The following is a 21,087-nucleotide window of genomic DNA, read 5'->3' on the forward strand; positions in this document are numbered from 1 at the left end:
CACATCAAGCTTGTCATCGGCGACGAATGGAATTTGCGCAGACGGCATTCGAATGTCGCAGCATGGCGGGCTCTACTTCCTGATCGCGATGGCATCCTCGATTGGATCGACGGAGACGGTCGCGCGGCTGCTATACCAGGTGTCACCGAGGTTAAGTTGTACGCAAAACCCAAGACGCCGATCGTGAGGAAGGGAGATTACCGAGACTCTATCGGATATGTCATGGCCGCTTCCCCCAGCCGTGCTGGAACCGAGGCGATACTTCAGCGTGCCGTTGACTTGATCCATTGGTCGATCACGCCTTTTCCGACCCCTGCTGGCGAATAGAATCTGCAGCCCGTTGCCCAGAGCGCGCAGCTAGCGCCAGCTGACAGATGATCTCGGATGGAGGTATCCGACGCCAAGCGCCTGAAGGCCTTGGAAGACGAGAACGCCAAGCTAAAGAAGCTGCTCGACCGACCAGATGCTCGAAGCCTCGGCATTGCGCGAGCTTCTGTCGAAAAAATGTTAGGGCCCGCCGCCAAGCGCGAAGCCGTAGCGCATCTGCAGGCCGTCATGGGCCTATCGGAGCGTCGGGCCTGTTCCTTCGTCGGCGCCGATCGCAAGATGATCCGCTACCAGTCTCGCCGACCGCCAGAGACAGAGCTGCGTGGTCGGCTGCGACCTCGCGAACGAGCGCCGACGCTTCGGTTACCGGCGGCTGTTCATCCTGCTCAGACGCGAGGGCGAAGCATCTGGGGTCAACCGTATCTACCGTCTCTATCGCGAGGAAGGCTTGACGGTGCGCAAGCGCCGGGCAAGACGGCGAGCCGTCGGCACGTGGGTGCCTGGTCGAGGCAAAGCCGAATGCGCTGGTCGCTGGACTTCGTGCATGATCAGTTCGCCTGTGGCCGGCGCTTCCGCGTGCTCAACGTCGTCGATGACGTGACTCGCGAATGCCTGGCCGCGATCCCGGACACCTCGATTTCCGGCCGTCGGGTTGCCTGTGAACTGACGGAACTGATCGCGCACCGCGGCAAGCCGGGCATGATCGTTTCCGACCACGGCACAGAGTTCACTTCGAACGCCATCCTCGCCTGGTCGAAGGATCCACGGGATCGAATGGCACTACATCGCGCCAGGCAGGCCGATGCAGACGGATGTTGTAGAATAGCCCCTTCTTCTCATTCGGCGGCTTTTTTCACAGCCTTCCGCCTTTCGGGCCTCGTTCGCCATCGGGCGGTCTCTGCTGCATAGGCAGCTTCTGCCTTTTCGACTCGGGATCGTTCTTCGGCCAGCTTGGCCGGGATGTTGTAGTCGAACGCGGAGCCGCGCCTGGCATGGCTGGTCGGGAGGCCGGCGCGCATTCGACCGATCTGAACTTGCGGGCGAGCAAGGCAGGCCGGGCCCAGATATAGTCGGCATTTTTGCTCAGCATGTGCCAGATGATCATTGCAAGCTTGCGCGCGGGTGGCGACGGCACGCGATGTGCTTCCCATGCGGACACGGCGGGATCAGGTGGACGTGGAGGATTGACTGGATCAGGTTCTTCAGCCGCGAACGCTGGCGAACCAACTGTGTGCGCCTGGTGACCAGTCTTCGAAGCGCAAGGGTCGCCGGATCCGGAACCCAGATTTCCGGTAGAAAGCACGAGGCGTAGAGCTTCGCAAGGACAGTGGCGTCGATCGTGTCAGTCTTCACCTCGCGTGCGCGATCATATGCACCTGCTTGGGATGGCGATTACGATCCGATCCACGTAGGGTGAACAGCACTTCAGCGACCGCCGCCGCATCGCCGGTCGCCTCGATCACTACATGATCATCGTGGGTGAGTCCCCCTCTGGCGAACTCCTCGAGCTTGTTGCGTAGCATTTGAACGCGGCCGAGCTTGACGATTTTGCCATCAAGCAAGACACAACCTCGGCGGCTACGCGATGTATGTCCATGCCGATACTACGCATGGTTCCCTCCATCGCTGGTCAAGCCCGGATCCGCCAAGCTTAACGAAACCTGACGACCGAACAAACGATGGCACCGAGAATAACATGCCGGATAGTGGTTATGTCGAATCTTTCAACGGCCGCATGCGCGACGAGCTCTTGAACGAGAGTCTGTTCTTCGGCCTCGACCACGCCCGCAGCGCCAATGCCGAATGGCGGGAGGACTTCAACACCGCGAGGCCTCATTCCTCGCTCGCCTACCAGACCCCGGCAGCCTATGCCAAGATCATCACCGCAACCGGCTCCGACGCTGTGCTGATGGAAGGCTCTGCGCCTCCGCCGGTTGCTCAAACCGCGCCACACGGCGTAACGGAAACGGCCAAGGCTCTAATCGCCACAGGATCAATATCAGTGGCAGGAATGGGCGAAGCTATCTAGCAGGCCGTTGAAAAAGCCGCTCGCCGTCGATTGGCTCCGAAGGGATTCGGAGGATGGCGCATGCGGGGCAACGACGATCGGACCGGCTCCCTTTTCAGCTATGTGGATCTGGAGGTGCGGGTTCGCCAGAACCATCCGTTGCGCACGATCCGCCATATGGTGAACGAGGCGCTTTTGGCGCTGGCGGACGATTTTGCGGCGCTTTACTCGCCGATCGGGCGACCGTCGATCCCGCCGGAGAAGTTGTTGCGGGCGATGCCTCTGCAGGCGTTCTATTCGATCCGTTCGGAACGGCTTCTGATGGAGCGGCTGGAATACGATCTCCTGTTCCGCTGGTTTGTCGGCATCGGCGTCGATATGCGGCGTGGGATCACTCAGTGCTTTCGAAGAACCGGGACCGGCTGCTGGAAGGCGACATCGCGGCGAAGTTCTTAGGCGCGGTGCTGGCGCAGCCCAGAGTGAAAAAGCTTCTCTCGAGCGATCACTTCTCGGTCGACGGCACTCTCATTGAGGCCTGGGCATCGATGAAGAGTGTCAAGCCGAGGGATGGGCCGGGCGAGCCGCCGGAAAATGGCGGCGGCCGCAATGCGGAAGCCGATTTCCATGGCCAGAAGCGGACGAACGAGACGCATGCCTCGACCACCGATCCCGATGCCAGGCTCTAGAAGAAGGGGAAAGGAAAGGAGGCGAAGCTGTGCTTCATGGGACACGGGTTGATGGAAAACCGCCACGGCCTTTTGGTCGACGCCTGCCTGACATTGGCCAACGGCCATGCCGAGCGGGTGGCGGCACTGCACATGATCGAGCCGCATGCGGACCGGCCGCGGGCCATCACGCTCGGCGCCGACAAGGCTTATGATGCGGAAGACTTCGTCAACGAACTGCGCTCGATGAAGGTGACGCCGCATGTGGCGCAGAACACGAGCGGCCGTCGTTCGGCAATTGACGGGAGCACCACGCGCCATGGCGGCTTTGTCGTCAGCCAGCGGATCAGAAAGCGGATCGAAGAGGCGTTCGGCTGGATCAAGACGGTCGCCGGACAGGACAAATCCCGGTTCCGTGGCCGCGACCGCGTCGGCTGGGCCTTTACCTTCGCGGCCGCCGCCTACAATCTGGTGCGGCTGCCGAAGTTGTTTGTTGTGCCGATATGACCACGCCCGCAGGCTGCCAACTGATCGGCCGCTGGCGCATCGTCGAGGCCGATCTGTGGGATCGCGATTATCTCGACCTCGATGAACCCGCCACGATCACCATCTGCGCTGGCAACCACGGCGAGATCGCCTTGGGCGCCATGCAGGCATCCCTCGAACTCGGCTACGGCCCGTCGATGGTCTTCTTCGCATGGGTCGGATTCGACGAAATGGACGAGGTCACAGGCGACGGCCATGCTGAACTGCTCGGCGACGGCTCCATCGAGATCACCTTCGTTTATCACAACGGCGACGAGGCAATCCTCAAGGCCAAACGAGACACTTCTTCAACGGCCTGCTAGAAGAGAGTCCTGAACCTGCCGAACCAAAGTTCGCAAGGTCGTGAACCAGATCGAGACGTCTCGCTCCTGCTCCCGTCATGTGGCGGCCCAAGCGCCAGCGCGAAGAGAAACTACCGTCCCGTGGACGTCCGAAAAAGTGCAGGAGCACCTTGAGGACAACGAACCAATCAGAATGCATTCAGATGTCTTTCTGACTGGATAACTCGTCGACCAGGACCCGCATGTTTTCCGAATAGTCCACCGGCGTGCTGATAAGATGGATACCGCCCGCCGCAAATGCCGCTTCGAGCGTCGGCGCAAGGTCGTTGGGGCCTTCGATTCGTCTGCCTTCGATGCCGTAGGCCTCGGCGTAAGCGACAAAATCGGGATTGCCGAAGGTCATGCCGAAATCGCTGTAGCTATTTGCGGCCTGTTTCCAACGGATCATCCCATAAGCGTCGTCCTGTAGGATGAGCACGACGAGACGATGTCCGAGGCGGATCGCCGTCTCCAGTTCCTGCGAGTTCATCATGAAGCCGCCGTCGCCGCATATAGCTAGAACGCGACGTTCCGGACAGAGCATCGCGGCCACGATCGCTGAAGGCAGCCCTGCGCCCATGGTGGCGAGCGCATTATCGAGGAGAAGCGTGTTAGCTACCCGGGTGCGGTAGTTGCGAGCGAACCAAATCTTGTACATTCCGTTGTCGAGGCAGACGATTCCGTCCTCAGGCATAACCTGACGCACGTCGTGCACGATTCGCTGTGGCGTTAGGGGATAGCGGCTTTCCTTCGCCCGGTCGGCGATCCTGGTCAGGATCCCATCACGCAGCCCGAGCAGCGCACCGGCGTTGGGCAGCCTGCCCTCGAGGCGGTCGGCAAGCGATCTCAGGCTCGGCCCGATATCGCCCACCACCTCGGTATGTGCGAAGAATACCTCGTCGACCGTCGCCGGCAGATAACCCACATGGAGCACAGCTGGCCCTTCCGGCTTCATCAGAAAAGGCGGTTTTTCAACGGTGTCATGGCCGATCGAGATCACGAGATCGGCGCGATCGATTGCCCGGTGCACGTAATCCCGCTCCGATAAAGCGGCCGTGCCCATGTACAGTCGGGCCCCCCCCGATACTGCGCCTTTACCCATTTGCGTGTTGAAGAACGGAATCTGCAGGCGCCTCACAAAGTCCGACAGCTCCGCAGCAAGGCGCGGTCTGTTTGCGGCTGCACCTAGCATCATCAGCGGCCGCTCGGCCTTAAGGATGTGCTCTGCCGCACGGTCCAACGCCTCCTTGGCCGCAACGGGCGGGTTGATAGGATGGGGCGCCACCATCGGCGGAACCACGGGCAGTTTCTCGGCTGCAACATCTTCCGGGAGTTCGAGATGGACCGGCCCTGGCCGCTCCTGTTGCGCTACCCGAAACGCTTCGCTCACAATGGTCGGAATTGTCGCTGGGTCGACAATCTGACGCGCCATCTTGGTCAGCGGCGTCATGGTCGAGACCATGTCCACAATCTGGAACCGCGCCTGGGTCCGGCCCCGTATGCACTTCTGTCCGGTGATCATGATCATGGGCATCGCGCCGAGCAGGGCGTAGGCTGCGCCCGTCGTGAGGTTCAGCGCGCCGGGACCGAGCGTAGCCAGACAGACTCCGGGCTTTCCAGTAAGCCGCCCATGCGTAGCCGCCATGAACGATGCCGCCTGTTCGTGACGCGTCACCACCAGTTTGATCGAGGAATGCCGTAGTGCTTCAACAAGGTCGAGATTCTCTTCCCCGGGAACCCCGAAGATTTGCCGAACGTTCTCGTTCTCAAGTGCAGATACAAGCAACTCGGCGCCGTTCATTGGTGTCGTCCTCGGCTGACGTTTTTTACGGCCACTCTGAACTGACCTTCCAATCGGTTTGGAAATTGCGAGTTGCGCCCCGCTCTGAACTGCTGTGTCAGCGGGGAGCGAACCGGGTCAAAGCAACAGGGAGACGGCACAACCAAACTTAACGCACTCTTCATTTTGAGTTCCCTCTTGACTTGAACATTCAGTACCCTTCGCCCAGCATAGGAGAAGGGACGTCCGTCGAGGATGAAGGGCGCCTCCTCTTGTCCTTTCACGGTCACCCTCTCATTGGTTTGCAGTTTAATTGGTGTCGAGCGTCGTTCCGGGCTTTTGCAATCGGCCGGAACAACGCTTTCACGAAGCCGGTAGCTGTCACTGCGGATGGGATCACTATGGAACAATTGAGCAAGCGATGAAGGATCGACGTTGCCACCACAGGACCGCCAAACGCACTGCCCCATCCGGTGATCAGGATCGACTCCCGCTCATTCCGGTCAGGCGCTATGCGCACGCCGATCGGCAACCCGCGCGTCCACCGGTCCAGATCCGCTTCGAATGGCGCCCAGCTCTCGAACCGGCGGCCGGCTATCGCATTGTGCTTGACCGAGCCGACCCGCGTTGCCCCTCCCCTTCGTACGCCCGGTAGGGCGCACAATCCGCAGCGCAGCGGCCAAATGGTGTGCAGCCGCATGTTGAACCTTACCTCCAGTATCGTTGCATCGTGATGTTCGACCAGCGCCCTTCGTATAGTCGGCCAGCAGTTCCGTTAGGACCCGCCGAAGCGAAGGGAGGCTACTTGCATCCTCTCGAACGAGTCCGCCTGGGGTCCCGAAGCGAGGGGCGGATGTACGGCCGACGCGAGCAACCCGGCGTTATCACGCCGTCGCACCCGCACAGGCTCACCGCCGATCCACTTCCCGGTGATACGTTGTCGATCCGCATCTAATGCCCCTGGAACTGTCTGAAACCTTGTCGTCGCGCTCTTCTGCGGTCTCAACTCTCGATGCCAACCCTGCACCCGAGGCTCCACACACCGAGCACCTATGACGGTCCCATGTTGGTCTGAATCACTGGCGCACCACTTCGGCATTGGCGCCATGGCGGAAGAAACGCCCCCGCTGCAAATTGTCCGGCCGACGCTTCTTGTCGCAAGTTCACAGAAGTCCGCCCCCCGCTGCAAGAAAAAGACCGGGCCTCCCGCCCGCCTGCCGGCTCGGGATGCCCGGTTTTCACGGCGGAGACCGCATATCGGCCGAGCGGTGATCATGGGTGATTGTTTCCTCGGTCCGTGCCGCAACGCGTTTGCGAATAGCCCCGCATGTCTTGTGCCAAAGGAGAAATGATCTATCACGCTGTGTGTCTCATGTCCGACACAGTCGACAGTCCGACAACGTGTCCGACCGCAAACGCCTGATCAATGTCCTGCGCGAGCCCGAAGGATGCAGGAGCTGACACGCCTCCTTTGCTCCTTAAAGCCGCTCTCGAACACGAGACCACTTGCTCGACTCAGGAGAGGAGTGGAAGAGTGCTGCTGCAGGAGCACCAGCCGCGAGGGGCGGAGCATCGCAGGGCTGTTCTAAAAACCTTAAGCAGACGTGTAGAGAGACATCGGCCACTCGCCCATTCCCGCCACGGCATCAAAACCACCATTGTCCCCAGACAACACAATGAGGTCGCATTATTCGCGCCCACCTCGCTAGGGCGCATCGGATAGGGACAGCGTCTAACAATCGCCAGCCCATCGACTGGTCCAGCCGTGACATCGTGCACAACCTTGAGCGTGAGGACGATTGAATCCGAAGGTGACAAGGTCGATGGCTCGCCTTCACGAGCATCTTTCGCCGCCACGGGTACGTGTGTCAGGCCTTTCGTTGCTAAGGTGCCCAATAGCATTAGCACCCAGAGGAGACTCAGTTCGTTAGAATGTTGGGGCGTGTTGATCCAGATCAGGACTTTCTCGCCGTCGAAAGCATTATGATCCTCGGCATCATGGGGACGGGGGCGTCTTTGCGGGGGCGCCTTCACTTTTGAGGTTTTTTCATGAATACTGATATTGAGGCCCGCAGATCCGATGCGATTTCGCGCGGGGTGGGCGTGACTACACAGGTTTATGCCGACAAGGCGCTTAATGCCGAAATCTGGGATGTGGAGGGACGGCGTTATATCGACTTCGCCGCAGGCATGGCAGTAGTCAACACCGGCCATCGTCATCCAAAGGTCGTTGCAGCGGTGAAAGACCAGCTCGACCGCTTCACACATACTTGCCATCAGGTCGTGCCTTATGAGAACTACGTCCGGCTCGCCGAACGGTTGAATGACGCCGTGCCTGGCGACTTCAAAAAGAAAACGCTCTTCGTCACGACCGGCGCTGAAGCCGTCGAGAACGCCGTCAAGATCGCCCGCGCCGCCACAAACCGCAGCGCGATCATCGCCTTCACCGGCGCCTTCCACGGCCGCACCTTCATGGGCATGACATTGACGGGCAAGGTCCAGCCCTACAAGGCCGGTTTCGGCGCGATGGTGCCGGACGTCTTCCACGTCCCGTTCCCCATCGAGTTCCATGGCACCACGATCGACGAATCGCTCTCCGTGCTCGACAAGCTTTTCAAGGCTGATATTGATCCTGGCCGCGTCGCTGCGTTTATCGTAGAACCAGTGCAAGGCGAAGGCGGCTTTTATGAAGTGCCGTCTGCCTTCATGGATCAGCTGCGCGCAATCGCTGACAAACACGGCATCCTGTTGATCGCAGACGAAGTACAGACCGGCTTTGCCCGCACCGGTAAGCTCTTCGCCATGGAGCACTTCGGTGTCTTTCCGGACATCACCACTATGGCCAAGGGTCTCGGCGGCGGCTTCCCTATAGCAGCTGTCACCGGTCGGGCGGAGATTATGGATGCACCGGGACCGGGCGGCCTAGGTGGCACTTATGGTGGCAGCCCGATCGGCATCGCCGCCGGAAATGCTGTCCTCGACGTGATCGAAGAAGAGGATTTGTGCCACCGCGCCGAACTACTCGGCGTACGCCTGAAAAGGCGGCTGCAATCGCTGAAGGATGTCGTTCCGCAGATCGCCGACATCCGTGGCCTGGGTCTCATGAATGCGATCGAGTTCACGGTGCCCGGCTCAAGAAAACCTAGTGCAGAATTCACGAACAGTGTCCGCGAGAAGGCGCTCGACAGGGGCCTCATCCTCCTGATCTGTGGCGTTTACGGAAACGTCATCCGCTTCCTCGCCCCGATTACTATCGAAGACACAGTATTTGCCGAAGCACTCGACATCCTTGAAGAAACATTACGCGCCTGCGCTCAGGAGGCCTGACGGGGCGCGAAAGCACCTGATACCGGTGCTTCCAGGCTTAGGCAGCCCTCAATGCTGCCGACAAGGCATCATGGCGGGCGAGTGGTACGCAGCGGCGTTAGCGGAAAACATTTGAACGTCGCGAAGCATCAACCGGGGATCTTATTGGGGCGCCGGGGACATGAATCGACATGGGATTGCTCGCGCCATAGATGCCGCCCGTCGGGTGCAAAAGGTTTGTGCCAAGAAAATAGGAAGGGAGCGCTCGCCTGTGCCAAGACATTATCGAACAAAGGACGCGATGTTCAAACGCTTCACCACGACGATCACGACCAATGCGTCGGCATCTTGTCGACTTCACCCGCAGCCTATAACTTCGCCGGGAGCGGGTCTGTTCAACCTGGACGACGTGTCGAATTATCTCTCGCCGGCAATTCGCAGACTACTTACGGAGCGGTTCGCCGACCTGCGCCGGAACAGCGTATCAGCGATGTGACGAGGCAGTTCACTGCGATCGCAGATCGAGAATATGTTGCCCGCCGGCCCATGGCGGGAATCAAAGCATTGGGAGCCACGGCTGGCGGCCGTCGGCAGCGGGCGCCAGTTCAAGAAGGCTCCGCGACCTGGCCGCATGGCCGGTTTTGCAAAGCTCGGGAATACTGAAACGGTGGATCAGCCGTAAGAGGGCTTCGTGCTCCTAACCACTTATTGTGAGCGGCGTGCGCGGATCTCTTGTAAGCGCGAATTTCCCCGCACCTTTTGCTGTTGAGTGCTCTGATGCATGACCGCCTCTTCAATGAAGCCGAACAGGCCGCGGATAAGGACGCCGCCGATAACGAAGATGGCGATGTCGTTGCCCTGCCGGACACGGGCTTTCCGGCGACCGAAGGGGCGACGGGAAAGAAGCGCGGCCGCAAGGCCTTGCCGGAAAACCTGCCGCGCGAGCGCGTCGAGTATGACCTTCCCGACGACTAGAAGGCTTGTCCTTGCTGCCGTCACCAGATGCATCGCATGGGCGAGGCCGTTACCGAGCAACTTCATATCGAGGTGAAGGCGAAGGTTTTGCAGAATGTGCGGTTCAAATATACTTGCCGCCCTTGTGACCGTACCAGCTTCAACACGCCGGTCGTGACCGCCGATGCCCGCACAACCCTTGCCGGGCAGCATCGCTACGGCTTCGACGCTGGCCTTCGCGCTCGTTCACAATACGTCTACGGCACGCCGCTCTATCGCCTGGCGCACGCCTTCGAGCGCGCGGGTGTTCCTGTCAGCCGTGGCGCTCTGGGCCACTGGGTGATCGGCTCGAGCGAAAAGCATCTCTCCCGCATCTATGACGCCCTGAAGCTGCGGCTCAGATCGCAGCCCCTCATCCATGGCGACGAGACGACTGTTCAGGTCCTGAAGGAAAAGGATTGAGAGGCCGCCAGCACCTCATACATGTGGGAATACCGGAGCGGCGAGGACAGTGACGAGCCTATCGTGCTGCTCGATTATCAACCGGGCCGCCGCCAGATACACCCGCAGACCTTCTTGGGCGATTACCGCGGCATAGTGATGAGTGATGGCTATTCCGCTTGGCGCACGCTGGAAGGGGCAACGCATCTTGGATGCATGGGCCGTTCGAGGCGGCGCTTCGTCGATGCCCTAAAGGCGAGGAAGAAAGGCGGCGGCCCGCCGGAACAGGCGCTCCGGTTCTTCGAACAGCTCTATCGGGTTGAAAGGCAGGCGCGGAACGAAATCCCCGATGACGGCGAGAAGCGAGATCACTGCATTCGCCGCTTCCGCCAGCAACATAGTGTCCCCATCCTCCTGCTCTCAAGGCATGGCTCGACGAGATCGCCCCAAAAGTCTTGCCGGACAGCAAGCTCGGCGACGCCGTCTCCTACACCCTGAACCAATGGGGGTATCTGACTCGTTACATCGAGGACGGCAGCATGCCGTTCGACAATAATCTTCTCGAGCGTGACATCAGAATCTTTGCCGCTGGCCGGAAAAGTTGGCTGTTCAGCGATACCGTCGACGGAGGCAGGGCCAGCGCCGTCATCTACAGCCTGATGTTGACCTGCCGCGCCTGTGGCGTCGAGCCGTTAGCGTGGCTGCGCCACGTCCTCACGAATGCCTCAACGCAACGAGGACGCTGATATCTACGATCTGCTGCCCTTCAACTTCGCCAAATCAACAGCAGCCTGATCAGACCAGATACCGTTCCCAATTCGAAAGCCATCCGTCGAAAGCGCTGGCGTCAAGGTGCGAGGAAAATAGCGCTTACGATCTCTTCATGGCATGGTAGCAACCGCGGTCCACTCGAGAGGCCGAATACATTTATGCAAGTGGAAATGTCATTTGCGACATCGCGAATCTCGCATTAGCGGGGCAGACCATACATTCCCTTCCCAAAAATCCGTCAAAAAGGCTAGCACCGCGAAATTGCTTTAGCCGTGTGTTCTCATCCTCCAGAGCGTTCACTGGCCGAGCTCGGAGACATCCAGCCCACCGAAGCGGGCCTTTCAGTGTAAATCGAGGCGCCGCTGACCCCTTGCTTGCGGCACAGATCGGCTACCGACACCCGGCCTCATGTTCCTTCAAAACTCCGATGATGTGCTCTTCAGACAAGCGGCTACGCTCCATGTCCTGGTGCTCCAAGATGGATGGCCAGAGCGAACTTCAACCCGGATTAGATCACAGGGGCAAGGTCACAGGCCCAAGACCTCAAAGGCCTCACGACCTACGAGTTCATCTGCAAGGAATGGGCTTCCCGGCCAGATGTCCCGAAGGGCCTGTGACGGTCGCGTCCCGTATGGCGCGGTTGATGACTTTACAATCGGGGAATACAGTGGGTCGCTGTCGGCAGCCTCGTCAGGTCCACCAGAGAACAAGATCCGGCCGAGCAAACCCGAAAAAGCTATTCAGCACCAAACGCTTTCCACTTCCTGATTGACCGGTAACCCCGTGAACGAAACCGCCATCGATTAGGGCGATATCGCCGGTTTTGAGCTGGAACTCGCGATAAGGAACCGCCTCAAGATAGGTTGCCGAATAAGGATAGCCAGTGGTCTCCACACCTTGCGCTATCCGGTCCGCAACTGTCGGCTTATGGCTCCAGAGGCGCAGATTGCCACCACCCTCGGCTATGCTGGGATAGAAATTGAGCGCTGCGACAGTGTTGTGCGCCACCGAAGAAATCTCGTAATCGTTGCCGGCACATAGGACTTGAGCGACGTCGTCGTGGGGGTCCAAGGAAAATGTGCCGCTGCCTGACCAACTGAGAGCGCGACAGACATTGGCCTGACCGTGTTCTGAACGGGCCAGCCTCAATTCAATGCCCTTGTTGTGAAGCTCTCGCTTTAACGCGCCGAATATTGCTCGGACCGGGTCAACCAAATTCTCAAAAAGGGCCTCGACGTGCGGTCGCGCCTTTTCGGCGTCTGCGAAATAGCTGGCTGAATCCTTCCTGTAGTGTGATGCGCCGACATATTGTCCGGGCACACCATCGTTACGCTCCTTGAGACCGGCACTACCAACAAAGTTCGTGGTGATCTTCTCGGCTACTTCGGTGCTGAAAGCTTGCTTGATGTGCAGAGCGGTGAGCTCACCTTTCAGGACCGAGATGATCTCCGCAGTGTTGATCGAGCCGATCCGTTCTCTGATTGAAACAGGGGAGATGGCTGGCAATTGAGATGTCTGGCTAGGCATTGTCTTGCTCCTGCAGTGCGTGATCAAGGATGGTGATGCCAAGATCAAGTTCGGCATCGGAGATGGTTATCGGCGGGAGAACTTTGATAACGTCGCGATTTGGCCCTGAGGATTCGATAAGAAGGCCTTTTTCGAACGCGACATCGTGCACGCGGCCGACAACTGCCGGTGAACGGCATTTCAGGCCGGCCATCAGACCGCGGCCGCGCTTCTGTTCGATGTATCTTGGAAATTTCGCAACGAGGCGATCGAGGTGCGTTTGCAGCCTGACGGCTGTCCGCTCGACACCTGCGGTAAATTTCCTATCCGACCACATCTTGCACATGGCTCCTGCCGTCACGAAGGCGAAATTGTTGCCTCTGAAGGTCCCGCTATGTTCTCCGGGCTTCCATATGTCCAAGTCGGGTCGAATCAGGACGATGGACAATGGACTACCTGAACCGCTTAGGGACTTGGAAAGACACACAATATCCGGTTCGATTTTCGCAGACTCGAATGAGAAGAAATCGCCAGTTCGGCCCGCACCCGCCTGGATGTCGTCGACGATAAAAACAATGCCGTGCGTACGGCAAATGCACTGAATTTCCGTGAGCCAAGCTGCGGATGCGGCGTTCATGCCGCCTTCTGCCTGGATGGTCTCCAGAATGATTGCGGCAGGCTTTTCTATTCCGCTCCCCGGGTCGCTCAAAACGCAGTCGATGTAACTGGCGGAATCGAAAGCTTGGCTCGGATAGCCGTCATAGGGAACACGGATCACATCGTGGCGAGCAACGCCTCCCAGTTCCCTGGTTGAGGCCGAGCCCGACACCGCTAGAGAGCCGAGCGACATGCCGTGGAACGCATTCGTAAAGGCCATGACGCTCGAGCGGCCGGTGTATTTTCGCGCCAGCGCCAGAGCCGCTTCGTTGGCGTTCGTGCCGGTCGGCCCAGGAAACTGAATCTTGTACGAAAGGCCTCTGGCTTTCAGGATCCAATCCACGAACCCTTCAATGAAGTCACGCTTTGCCGCCGTATGCATATCAAGCGACAGAAGAATGTTCTCACCGACGAGATATTCAATCGCCGGCGCCATGATATCCGGATTGTTGTGCCCGTAGTTGAGTGCGCCGGAACCCACCAGGAAATCGATAAAGGGCTTACCCGTCTCGTCCCAGATCGTCGCCCCAAGGGCCTTCGTAAAGACGGTAGGGAACGCCCGGCAATAACGACGAACGTTGGACTCATGGGCCGTGAAAGGGTCGGTATTCATATTGGGTCCTCTGCACATAGGTCGTTCAAAGAAGAGAGCTGTTTAATGGCTAGTGGTTTGCGGTAGATGTTCGTCATCTAACATTGAAGCAGAATGCCGGAGGAAGCTTTGGTTGGTCTGGTGATGCCGGGATCCTCATCGAGTATTGTTGGGTTGCGTTGCCCTCCATTCGGATGCCTTCGCAGAATGTGCTGCAACAAGATGGCTTCTAAAGCTTCCGCGAAAGCACCGATACTACGAGATCGGGTAGTTGACGTACCCACCCATCGCCTACCCAAAGCGACTCCGGACAATGAATGAGTCCAAGGACGATTAGCAGGGTCGCGTCGCCAGAGGTTGTGTAGCTCGGCGGCAGCGAAGCCGCTCGCGAGCGCGCCCCCCCAATAGCGCCGTAGCGAGCGAGCGGCTTCGCGGCGGTCATCAATATTCGCCGTTCAACCTCGGGCTGCGGACACCAACCTGATTCAAGAAACTATTTGATGACCGATGACACAGCGAAAGCCGCGCTCTCTTGGAGAAGACTGCGGATTCCGATCTCTTGCGCGAGATGATTGGCCCGAGCCGCCGGATCAAGAGGGCGGGGCCGTGGGCGCCCTTGACGGAAGGCCCGTTCGTAGGCCAGGCGGAAGCAACCGGGAGACGCGCTGGCGAAGGGCCGCATCGGTTTAGAGAACGTCCACTACCGCGACGGCAACCATCCCCGGCCGCAGCTGGGGCTGCTGCCTTCAGGCGAGTCGAAAAGGAGATCGTCCGGGAGGGTGAAGGCGTTGACGAGGTGGCCGTGAGTAAGCAATCGAGCGCTGATCGGGATCGACGAACGCTGTTTCCGTCCGACCGAGGTTGACCTGTGATCGGCGTTACCTCAAGGCAGGCAGGCCGATAAGCTCGGTTGGAAGGCGAAGACCACTTTCGATGAGCTCGTCTCCGAAATGCTCGAGGCCCACTGCCGCGCCTACGGGATCATGCTGGCGTAACGTGAAAACACGATGGCGTCGCGGGCAGGTGCATTTGTCGTGGGGCCATCCGCATTGCTAGGCTCGCCGTCTCGGCCGGCATCCACTCAGGTCCGGTCGTTTGGGTCGGCGAATTCACACATCCTGCAAAGCAGAAAACCATCCGCTCCATTCATGCGGTCGACGATTTCGCGAAAAACGGGCTTTTCAAACAGAGCGGAGTAACCCTCATATAAAAGGTTGCCCAATACGTGACGCCGTTCAAAATCCATGGAGCATAGGGTAACGTCGCCGTTTGGAAGAAGAACATTCCGATACTGTCGTTCGTCCACGCAGGTTAGGGCTCCGACCACTGGCTGGCGTGGTGCAACGATCTTAGGGTCCACGCTTCCACCCCTACTGCTCATGGGCCGCGCTTTTATCAGTGCTTTGGTAGGAATAATGTCGGCTATATCTGGGTGGGGCTCGCCCAAAGCCACGAACCGGATCAAGGGGATATCCGCGTCGACGAGTTGACGAACCAGATCGCGATACTTGTCTCCGACAAGGCGGCTGTTCATGTAGGTGCCATCATCGAAAACATGAACCACGAATACGCCTAAGCGCAAAGCTTGCAATCGTTGCAGGTCCTGCCCGTTCATTCCCACCAGCGTCGTAAAAATCCTGATGCCATGGCCTTTGGCGAAGGCGTGCTCCACCATTTCGGTGCAGTCCGGATTGAGCCAAGGTTCGGAGTATCCCGCAAAACCAATGCCGACGGAAGTCGGTACGCGGGCCAGACACCGCTTGAAATCTTCAAGACCCAGATGACTCGCATGAGACACTTTTCTTTGCCGGACCGCGAACTTGTCCTGGGGACAATATGAACATCCTACGACACATCCCGTGGTCGTCGTTATCTCCAAAACCCTGCCGGCTGTGTTTGCTGAGCGAAGTTCCGGCAAAATCACTGGTGACAACTCCCATCTACTTACGTCGAAGCGCCACGATGGTGTGCCTTTGGCTTTCTGGCACCGCCTGCTGATCTACTGAGGCAACGCGGCCATCTACCCTTTTGGCAGCCTAGCCGCCCGGTTCGCCGATTTGCCGGGCCGACTCTTCACAAACTTCGAGCGCGTCGGACCAGAGACAGCATTGCATCTTTCGAGGCATCACTCGCTCCGGAGATGTAGCCTCAACCGTTGATCGCTGGCCCGTCGCCGAGATGCGGGCACAGCACCCTCGAACCCGCCGGAAAGAAGCCTTTCTGGATCAGGTCGATCATCCCTTGCATCGACCGAGTTGCATGTTCTCATGCGGGTCAGCCCTCACCCTATATTGCCGCACCTCGACCAGCAAAGGCCGTGCCAGTGCGCCTGGCGCGCAGTTACTGCGTGATAGGCCTCGAAAAGCCCGACAGGCCCAAGACGCTCCGCTGTTTTGAACCCGACATGTTTTCTGACGGCTGTCAGATTTTGGACACACATCACTCATGCGTCAGTCGGTTAAGACGGAATGGCGTGCTGAGTTCTGCAAATTCGCTGAGAGTGGGCGGTCATGACAGGGTGGTGCTCAACGTCACCGATTCCCTGGAAGGAACGCCGCCATGATCAAGACAGAAAGTAAGACCGCCAGCGCTGCCGTCAAAGACATTCTGCTTTGGAACCCGGATAGATTGAACGAGGTGATCCGCGCGGTGGCCGAGATGGACGAGGCGCTGGGTGCTTCGAAGAGCGAGCGCACGCCGGAGCGTCTCGGCTATCACGCGCGCTACTACGGGCGGAGAACTAGCTGCGCACCTACGGCGGTTCGATAATCCCAAGTTTCAAAGCTTTTACAACAGCTACCGTTCTGCTGGTCGCATCCAACTTCCGCATTACATTTTTTAAATGGAAATCTATCGTATTTCGTGATCTGCCTAAAATAGTTCCTATTTCCCATGACGATTTTCCTTTCGACACCCAATAAATGCACTCTATTTCTCTCGGAGAGAGGTTATGAATTTGCTCCGGTTCAGTCGGAGTGCCGAGCTTCGCAACCCTCAGATGAAACTGTAGCGCGGCCATTTGCAGGTAGGTGATCGTTCTATTTAGCAATTCGCAGTCTGAGGATTGGGCAAAACTCATAAACCTAAAGCTGTCAGCAGGGCCATGTAATGGGATGGTAACGCCTGACCTCAAGCCGAATGTTGCTGCTTCGTCCAAGACGCGGCGTCCATCTTCAGTTATGCTTTCATCGGTATACACCTCGCTCCATCGAAAGGCCCCTGCCTCCTTTCGACCTTTCTTGATGAGTGGGTCTATTTTGGCATAGCCCATTCTCGAGTAGCGCTCCTGCCATTCGGCAGGATAATTCCACATCACCACAGAATCCTGTCGGTTCGGCTTGAAAACCCTCTGTTTTGATGCGAGCGGGCCATAGGCAATCCACGGGCAATCGAACTTCCGCGCAAACGCGGACAACAGTTCGAACAACTGTTCGGATTGAGCGATACCGTCAGTCATGTCGAGGAACAGACCTAACTCGAGCTCAATCCGCGGGAGTTCCACGATCTCTCCTTCAGTTGCGTCCTCAGGTGCACAGCTCCAACCCAGCATCGCAACATGCGTAGTACGGGAATCGACAGCCGGAGTTTCTTCCGCCACCTAAAGACGTAGGATCAAGAGTCGTGCCACCTTGCGAGCGGAGCTTTCTTCAGGTTGTAAACCGACTGGAGCGAGGTACCCAGGAGGCGAACCGAACAGCACTGTGTCGGGGAGCGCACAAATCCGACAGTCGAGCATTCGATTGACGGAATATGGGCAGGAAAGTATTCGCGGCGCGTTTTTGAAATCAGCACCTAAGCCCCGGGCACGTGAAGCTGCGTTGCAACTGTACTCATTTGATCGAGACAACGTGATGCACCAGGTGATGATCGCCGAACACGCTTAAAGCGTAAAGAAGAACCATTTACATCGATAGCATCGGCCCTTCTTTTCCAATCTTCCCCCGAGTTGGGGAAGCCATAGCAATCGTATTCGACTGGATCGCGGCTGACTTTGTCCAGGCTCGGCAACCTGCTGAATTTGTCCTTCGGCTGTTCCCGCTCAGTTGGCACGACTTTTGAACCTCACATCGTGAGGCGCCAGGAGCTGCCCGCCAAAATTGATGCTGTTGTGGGGGAGGTCGAAAATTCCAGTTTTGTCATTTAACTTCTTTGGGACCGAGCGTGTTGATGCGCCCGCTTGGAAACTATGAAACGTTTCCCCGTCCATCAGCGCGGCGCCAATTCCCGCGATGTTTTCACCTTCACTGTCCGCCACTGGTGCAGGCAGCCGGTGCGGCTCGCGATCATCATGGCCGCGATGCTCGCCTCCACGCTCGCTGACGTGCTGATGCCGGTCTTTTCGGGTCGTCTCATCGATGCTGTTGCAGGTGGCGCTGCTGTGGCAGCACCAGCCTGGCATTCGGCCCTTTCAGCCTTCTCTGTACCGATTGCACTTGCGCTCGCTGCCATTGCCATGCGCCACATCGCCTTCATTGGCCTGAACGACCTTTTGCTGAAGATGATGTCCGATGTCGCGAACGAAGCGTTCTATCATGTCCAGCGCTTTTCGACAGACTGGCATGCGAACAGCTTCGCCGGCTCGACAGTGCGCAAGATAACGCGCGGCATGGGGGCGCTCGACCCCCTAAACAGCACAGTATTGGTCGCGCTGTTCCCGTCCTTTATCATCTTGGTAGGTTCGACGGCGCTGCTCGGCTGGCACTGGCTGGTCATGGGCGTGATCTTTGCTTGCGGCTCGCTCATCTACCTTGCCTTTACGATTTCGCTGTCGCTCGGCTATATCGCGCCAGCGGCGAGCCTTGCTAACAGTTGGGACACAAGGCTCGGAGGCGCGCTTGCGGATGCGGTCAGTTGCAACGCTGTGGTCAAAGCCTTCGGTGCAGAGATCCGCGAAGACGAGCGCCTAGCAAATATCATGACCAAATGGCGGCACCGCACGCGCCGGAGTTGGGTGCGGGTAACGATCATCGGCTCAACCCAAGGCGTCACTTTGGTTGCGCTCAGGGTAGCGGCGATCGGATATGCCTTGCTTCTGTGGTCGCATGGACAGGCAACGCCGGGCGAGATTGCCTATGTTCTCACCTCCTTCGTCGTCTTACAGGGCTATCTGCGTGATGCTGGCATGCATGTACGCAACGTGCAACGCTCGGTTAATGATATGGAAGAACTGGTGGCCATCCACAATCAGCAGCTGGATGTTGCGGATCGTCCAGAGGCCAAGCCGATCCGGATCACGACGGGCCGCATCGATTTCCAGAACGTCCACTTCCGCTACGCCAACCATCCCCTGCCGATCTATAGCCAATGTTCGCTGTCGATTGAGGCTGGCGAAAGGGTTGGGTTGGTTGGACCCTCCGGTTCCGGCAAGTCAACATTCGTGAAGCTCATCCAGAGACTCTACGACCTGAGCGGCGGCCGGATCCTGATAGACGGCCAGGACGTCTCCGAGGTGACCCAAGAGTCGCTCCGTTCGCAGATCGCGATCGTGCAGCAGGAGCCTATCCTGTTTCACAGGTCGCTTGCCGAGAACATCGCCTATGGCCGGCCTGGCGCGAGCCAGGCCGAGATCGAGCAAGCGGCACGGCTGGCCAGTGCGCACGACTTCATCGCGTCCCTGCCGAAGGGCTATGGGACATTGGTCGGCGAAAGGGGTTTGAAGCTCTCCGGCGGCGAGCGCCAGCGCGTGGCGATCGCGCGCGCCTTCCTGGCGAACGCGCCGATCCTTATTCTGGACGAGGCCACATCGAGCCTCGATTCGGAATCCGAGGTGCTCATTCAACAAGCGGTGGATCGGTTGATGGTGGGTCGAACCACACTCGTCATCGCACACCGGCTGTCGACCGTCCGCTCGCTCGATCGGCTGCTCGTATTCGATCGTGGCCGCATCATGGAGGACGGCGATCATGCCGCGCTGATCGATCTCGATGGTGGCATTTACCGCCGCCTGTTCGAACGGCAGGCGTTGGAACTAGCGAAGGGCCTGGCCTGATCGCTAAACCGGCTTGCGCGATGCGCCGAGCCGTTGCCGGAGAGGGGTGTGGCAGTGACGAGCGGCGGCGTTAGACCGGCAAAACCAGCACGGCCGGAACTGTCCGCCAAACAGGCGAGCGGGAATGCACCACGTCTAAGCTTCGGCGAATGGGCAGTTACACGCGGGCACCGAATTGTCGCGCCTAACGGCGCACGCACCAAAAGGGCGGGAATGTCGACGGCCCGGGAAGTGTGCGGCCCTCGCCGTTACCCACATTTCGCCAAACGAAGCGAAGTCAACGCACAGGCCGGCTGGGAGCCCTGTCGCTGGCCCAACCTACCGCACGCCGGCCATGTCAACGGTTCAAAGTCCCTTCGGTTCGCAAAGTCGTCCCCTCGGAGACCCGGAAGCGCAGGAGCTCCGACCGCAGTCTTCGCTCAACTCTCGCCATCTGCTCCGGGGGATTGGATTCCGTTCCCTTGCTAGCACAGTGGCAGCTGAGCACGAACTCGCCGGCCTCGTGTCTTTCGATTACGGCCAACGGGCTTAGGAAGAAAGTGGTTTCGCCGGCCCTCTGCGGAGCGAATGAACAGTTCTACAGATCATCGACTCCGCGAAAAAGAGCACGCTGCCGAAATAGCAGGCCTGAAGCAGCAGCGAACAGGCCAGCGTCGTGACGACTGCCAGGCGGAGCGAATCCAAAGCGAAGTAAACCATCGACGCATTGCTGCACAGGAGCAGCCCTACGAGCCGACAAAAAGATATGAAGTGCACGCCGTTCCCCTGGTTTTTCGCCAGATCATGTTGCGAGCTCGTCGGCCGCAACATGCGTCTGGCAGTTCTTGGGGCAGACGCGGCCGCAGGCTCCGCAGCCGATGCAGCGGCCGGCATCATCGACAACCATGATCATGCGATTGAGCTTGCCGTCGAAATCGTCGTCCTCGTCATCGCAGCGACCGAGGATTTCACCCGCATCATCGACGCCGTGAAGATGCATCACATCGCGCGAGCAGACCTTGAAACAACGGCAGCAGCCGATGCAGGTCTTGCTATCGATGGAGGTCAGGTACGACGGCATCCAAATGGAGCCGTCACGGGTGGTGAATGTGCGCATCATCCTAAATTCTTCATTGAAGCGAGTTCTCTCTTGGCAACATCCAACTCGGCATAAACGGCTTGGGTTTTCTCGGCGACGTCCTGTATGTCGGCCCACTTGCCCGGCAGACCTCAACAAGGTCCTGCA

The 21,087-nt window shown here is 58.7% G+C and carries 11 protein-coding genes and 10 pseudogenes; 10 read left to right on the plus strand and 11 right to left on the minus strand.

What is annotated here, in order from left to right; genetic code table 11:
- Positions 1-327, plus strand: a pseudogene (locus EN738_RS11855) (hypothetical protein); the annotation flags it as partial.
- A gap of 57 nt (positions 328-384) precedes the next feature.
- A pseudogene (locus EN738_RS11860) lies at positions 385-1,135 on the plus strand (DDE-type integrase/transposase/recombinase); the annotation flags it as partial.
- 97 nt (positions 1,136-1,232) lie between these two features.
- Here EN738_RS11860 and EN738_RS36235 read toward each other — a convergent pair.
- Positions 1,233-1,939 (minus strand): annotated as a pseudogene (locus EN738_RS36235) (transposase); the annotation flags it as partial.
- Positions 1,940-2,032: 93 nt separating this feature from the next.
- On the opposite strand from EN738_RS36235, the pseudogene EN738_RS11870 reads away from it, so the two are divergent.
- The 3 genes and pseudogenes from EN738_RS11870 to EN738_RS11880 all read left to right on the plus strand — a co-directional run.
- Positions 2,033-2,356 (plus strand): annotated as a pseudogene (locus EN738_RS11870) (transposase); the annotation flags it as partial.
- Between the two features lie 60 nt (positions 2,357-2,416).
- A pseudogene (locus EN738_RS11875) lies at positions 2,417-3,507 on the plus strand (IS5 family transposase).
- Positions 3,504-3,848, plus strand: a complete 345-nt coding sequence (locus EN738_RS11880; protein ID WP_127283845.1) for a hypothetical protein — start codon at positions 3,504-3,506, stop codon at positions 3,846-3,848. The pseudogene EN738_RS11875 and the gene EN738_RS11880 overlap by 4 nt, the downstream one beginning before the upstream one ends.
- Positions 3,849-4,026: 178 nt before the next feature.
- Here EN738_RS11880 and EN738_RS11885 read toward each other — a convergent pair whose 3' ends face one another.
- A complete protein-coding gene (locus EN738_RS11885; protein ID WP_127283846.1) occupies positions 4,027-5,667 on the minus strand; it encodes an acetolactate synthase large subunit in 1,641 nt (546 codons plus the stop codon).
- A 2,028-nt stretch (positions 5,668-7,695) separates the two neighbouring features.
- On the opposite strand from EN738_RS11885, the gene EN738_RS11890 reads away from it, so the two are divergent.
- Both EN738_RS11890 and EN738_RS11900 read left to right on the plus strand, forming a co-directional pair.
- Positions 7,696-8,973, plus strand: coding sequence for a 4-aminobutyrate--2-oxoglutarate transaminase (locus tag EN738_RS11890; protein ID WP_127240464.1), 1,278 nt, complete (start codon positions 7,696-7,698; stop codon positions 8,971-8,973).
- 759 nt (positions 8,974-9,732) lie between these two features.
- A pseudogene (locus EN738_RS11900) lies at positions 9,733-11,142 on the plus strand (IS66 family transposase); the annotation flags it as partial.
- Positions 11,143-11,298: 156 nt separating this feature from the next.
- On the opposite strand, the pseudogene EN738_RS36245 reads toward EN738_RS11900, so the two are convergent.
- From EN738_RS36245 to EN738_RS11920, 5 genes and pseudogenes are all read right to left on the minus strand, one after another.
- Positions 11,299-11,580: pseudogene (locus tag EN738_RS36245) on the minus strand (transposase); the annotation flags it as partial.
- Positions 11,581-11,808: 228 nt separating this feature from the next.
- A complete protein-coding gene (locus EN738_RS11905; protein WP_127240465.1) occupies positions 11,809-12,645 on the minus strand; it encodes a hypothetical protein in 837 nt (278 codons plus the stop codon).
- A complete protein-coding gene (gene ectB / locus EN738_RS11910; RefSeq protein WP_127240466.1) occupies positions 12,638-13,894 on the minus strand; it encodes a diaminobutyrate--2-oxoglutarate transaminase in 1,257 nt (418 codons plus the stop codon). Before ectB ends, EN738_RS11905 begins: the two co-directional genes overlap by 8 nt.
- Positions 13,895-14,954: 1,060 nt before the next feature.
- Positions 14,955-15,671, minus strand: coding sequence for an SPASM domain-containing protein (locus EN738_RS11915; RefSeq protein ID WP_245494477.1), 717 nt, complete (start codon positions 15,669-15,671; stop codon positions 14,955-14,957).
- Positions 15,672-16,021: 350 nt separating this feature from the next.
- Positions 16,022-16,126 (minus strand): annotated as a pseudogene (locus EN738_RS11920) (aminocyclopropane-1-carboxylate deaminase/D-cysteine desulfhydrase family protein); the annotation flags it as partial.
- A 306-nt stretch (positions 16,127-16,432) separates the two neighbouring features.
- Here EN738_RS11920 and EN738_RS11925 point away from each other — a divergent pair.
- Positions 16,433-16,609, plus strand: a pseudogene (locus EN738_RS11925) (IS256 family transposase); the annotation flags it as partial.
- A 16-nt stretch (positions 16,610-16,625) separates the two neighbouring features.
- Here the strand turns inward: EN738_RS11925 and EN738_RS11930 are convergent.
- The gene (locus EN738_RS11930; RefSeq protein WP_127240467.1) at positions 16,626-17,375 is read right to left on the minus strand and encodes a LuxR family transcriptional regulator; all 750 of its coding nucleotides are present in this window, start codon (positions 17,373-17,375) and stop codon (positions 16,626-16,628) included.
- Positions 17,376-18,059: 684 nt separating this feature from the next.
- Here EN738_RS11930 and EN738_RS11935 point away from each other — a divergent pair.
- Together EN738_RS11935 and EN738_RS35920 are read left to right on the plus strand one after the other, a co-directional pair.
- Positions 18,060-19,862 (plus strand): ABC transporter ATP-binding protein, encoded by a 1,803-nt coding sequence (locus EN738_RS11935; protein ID WP_127283847.1) that lies wholly within the window; start codon positions 18,060-18,062, stop codon positions 19,860-19,862.
- Positions 19,863-20,293: 431 nt separating this feature from the next.
- Positions 20,294-20,391: pseudogene (locus tag EN738_RS35920) on the plus strand (7-cyano-7-deazaguanine synthase); the annotation flags it as partial.
- On the opposite strand, the gene EN738_RS36895 reads toward EN738_RS35920, so the two are convergent.
- Genes EN738_RS36895 through EN738_RS36900 form a run of 3 tightly spaced genes read right to left on the minus strand, consistent with a single transcriptional unit; the run spans position 20,391 to position 21,068 of the window.
- Positions 20,391-20,738, minus strand: coding sequence for an exopolysaccharide production repressor protein (locus tag EN738_RS36895; RefSeq protein ID WP_348629083.1), 348 nt, complete (start codon positions 20,736-20,738; stop codon positions 20,391-20,393). The pseudogene EN738_RS35920 and the gene EN738_RS36895 sit on opposite strands and share 1 nt — an antisense overlap.
- Complete coding sequence (fdxB, locus tag EN738_RS11950; protein WP_189523725.1) at positions 20,644-20,961, minus strand: ferredoxin III, nif-specific; 318 nt, start codon at positions 20,959-20,961, stop codon at positions 20,644-20,646. The genes EN738_RS36895 and fdxB overlap by 95 nt, the downstream gene beginning before the upstream one ends.
- The gene (locus EN738_RS36900) at positions 20,958-21,068 is read right to left on the minus strand and encodes a hypothetical protein (RefSeq protein WP_348629084.1); all 111 of its coding nucleotides are present in this window, start codon (positions 21,066-21,068) and stop codon (positions 20,958-20,960) included. Before EN738_RS36900 ends, fdxB begins: the two co-directional genes overlap by 4 nt.
- Positions 21,069-21,087 lie beyond the last annotated feature (19 nt).

It is taken from the genome of Mesorhizobium sp. M4B.F.Ca.ET.017.02.2.1 (assembly GCF_003998955.1).
Taxonomy (GTDB): Bacteria; Pseudomonadota; Alphaproteobacteria; order Rhizobiales; family Rhizobiaceae; genus Mesorhizobium; species Mesorhizobium abyssinicae.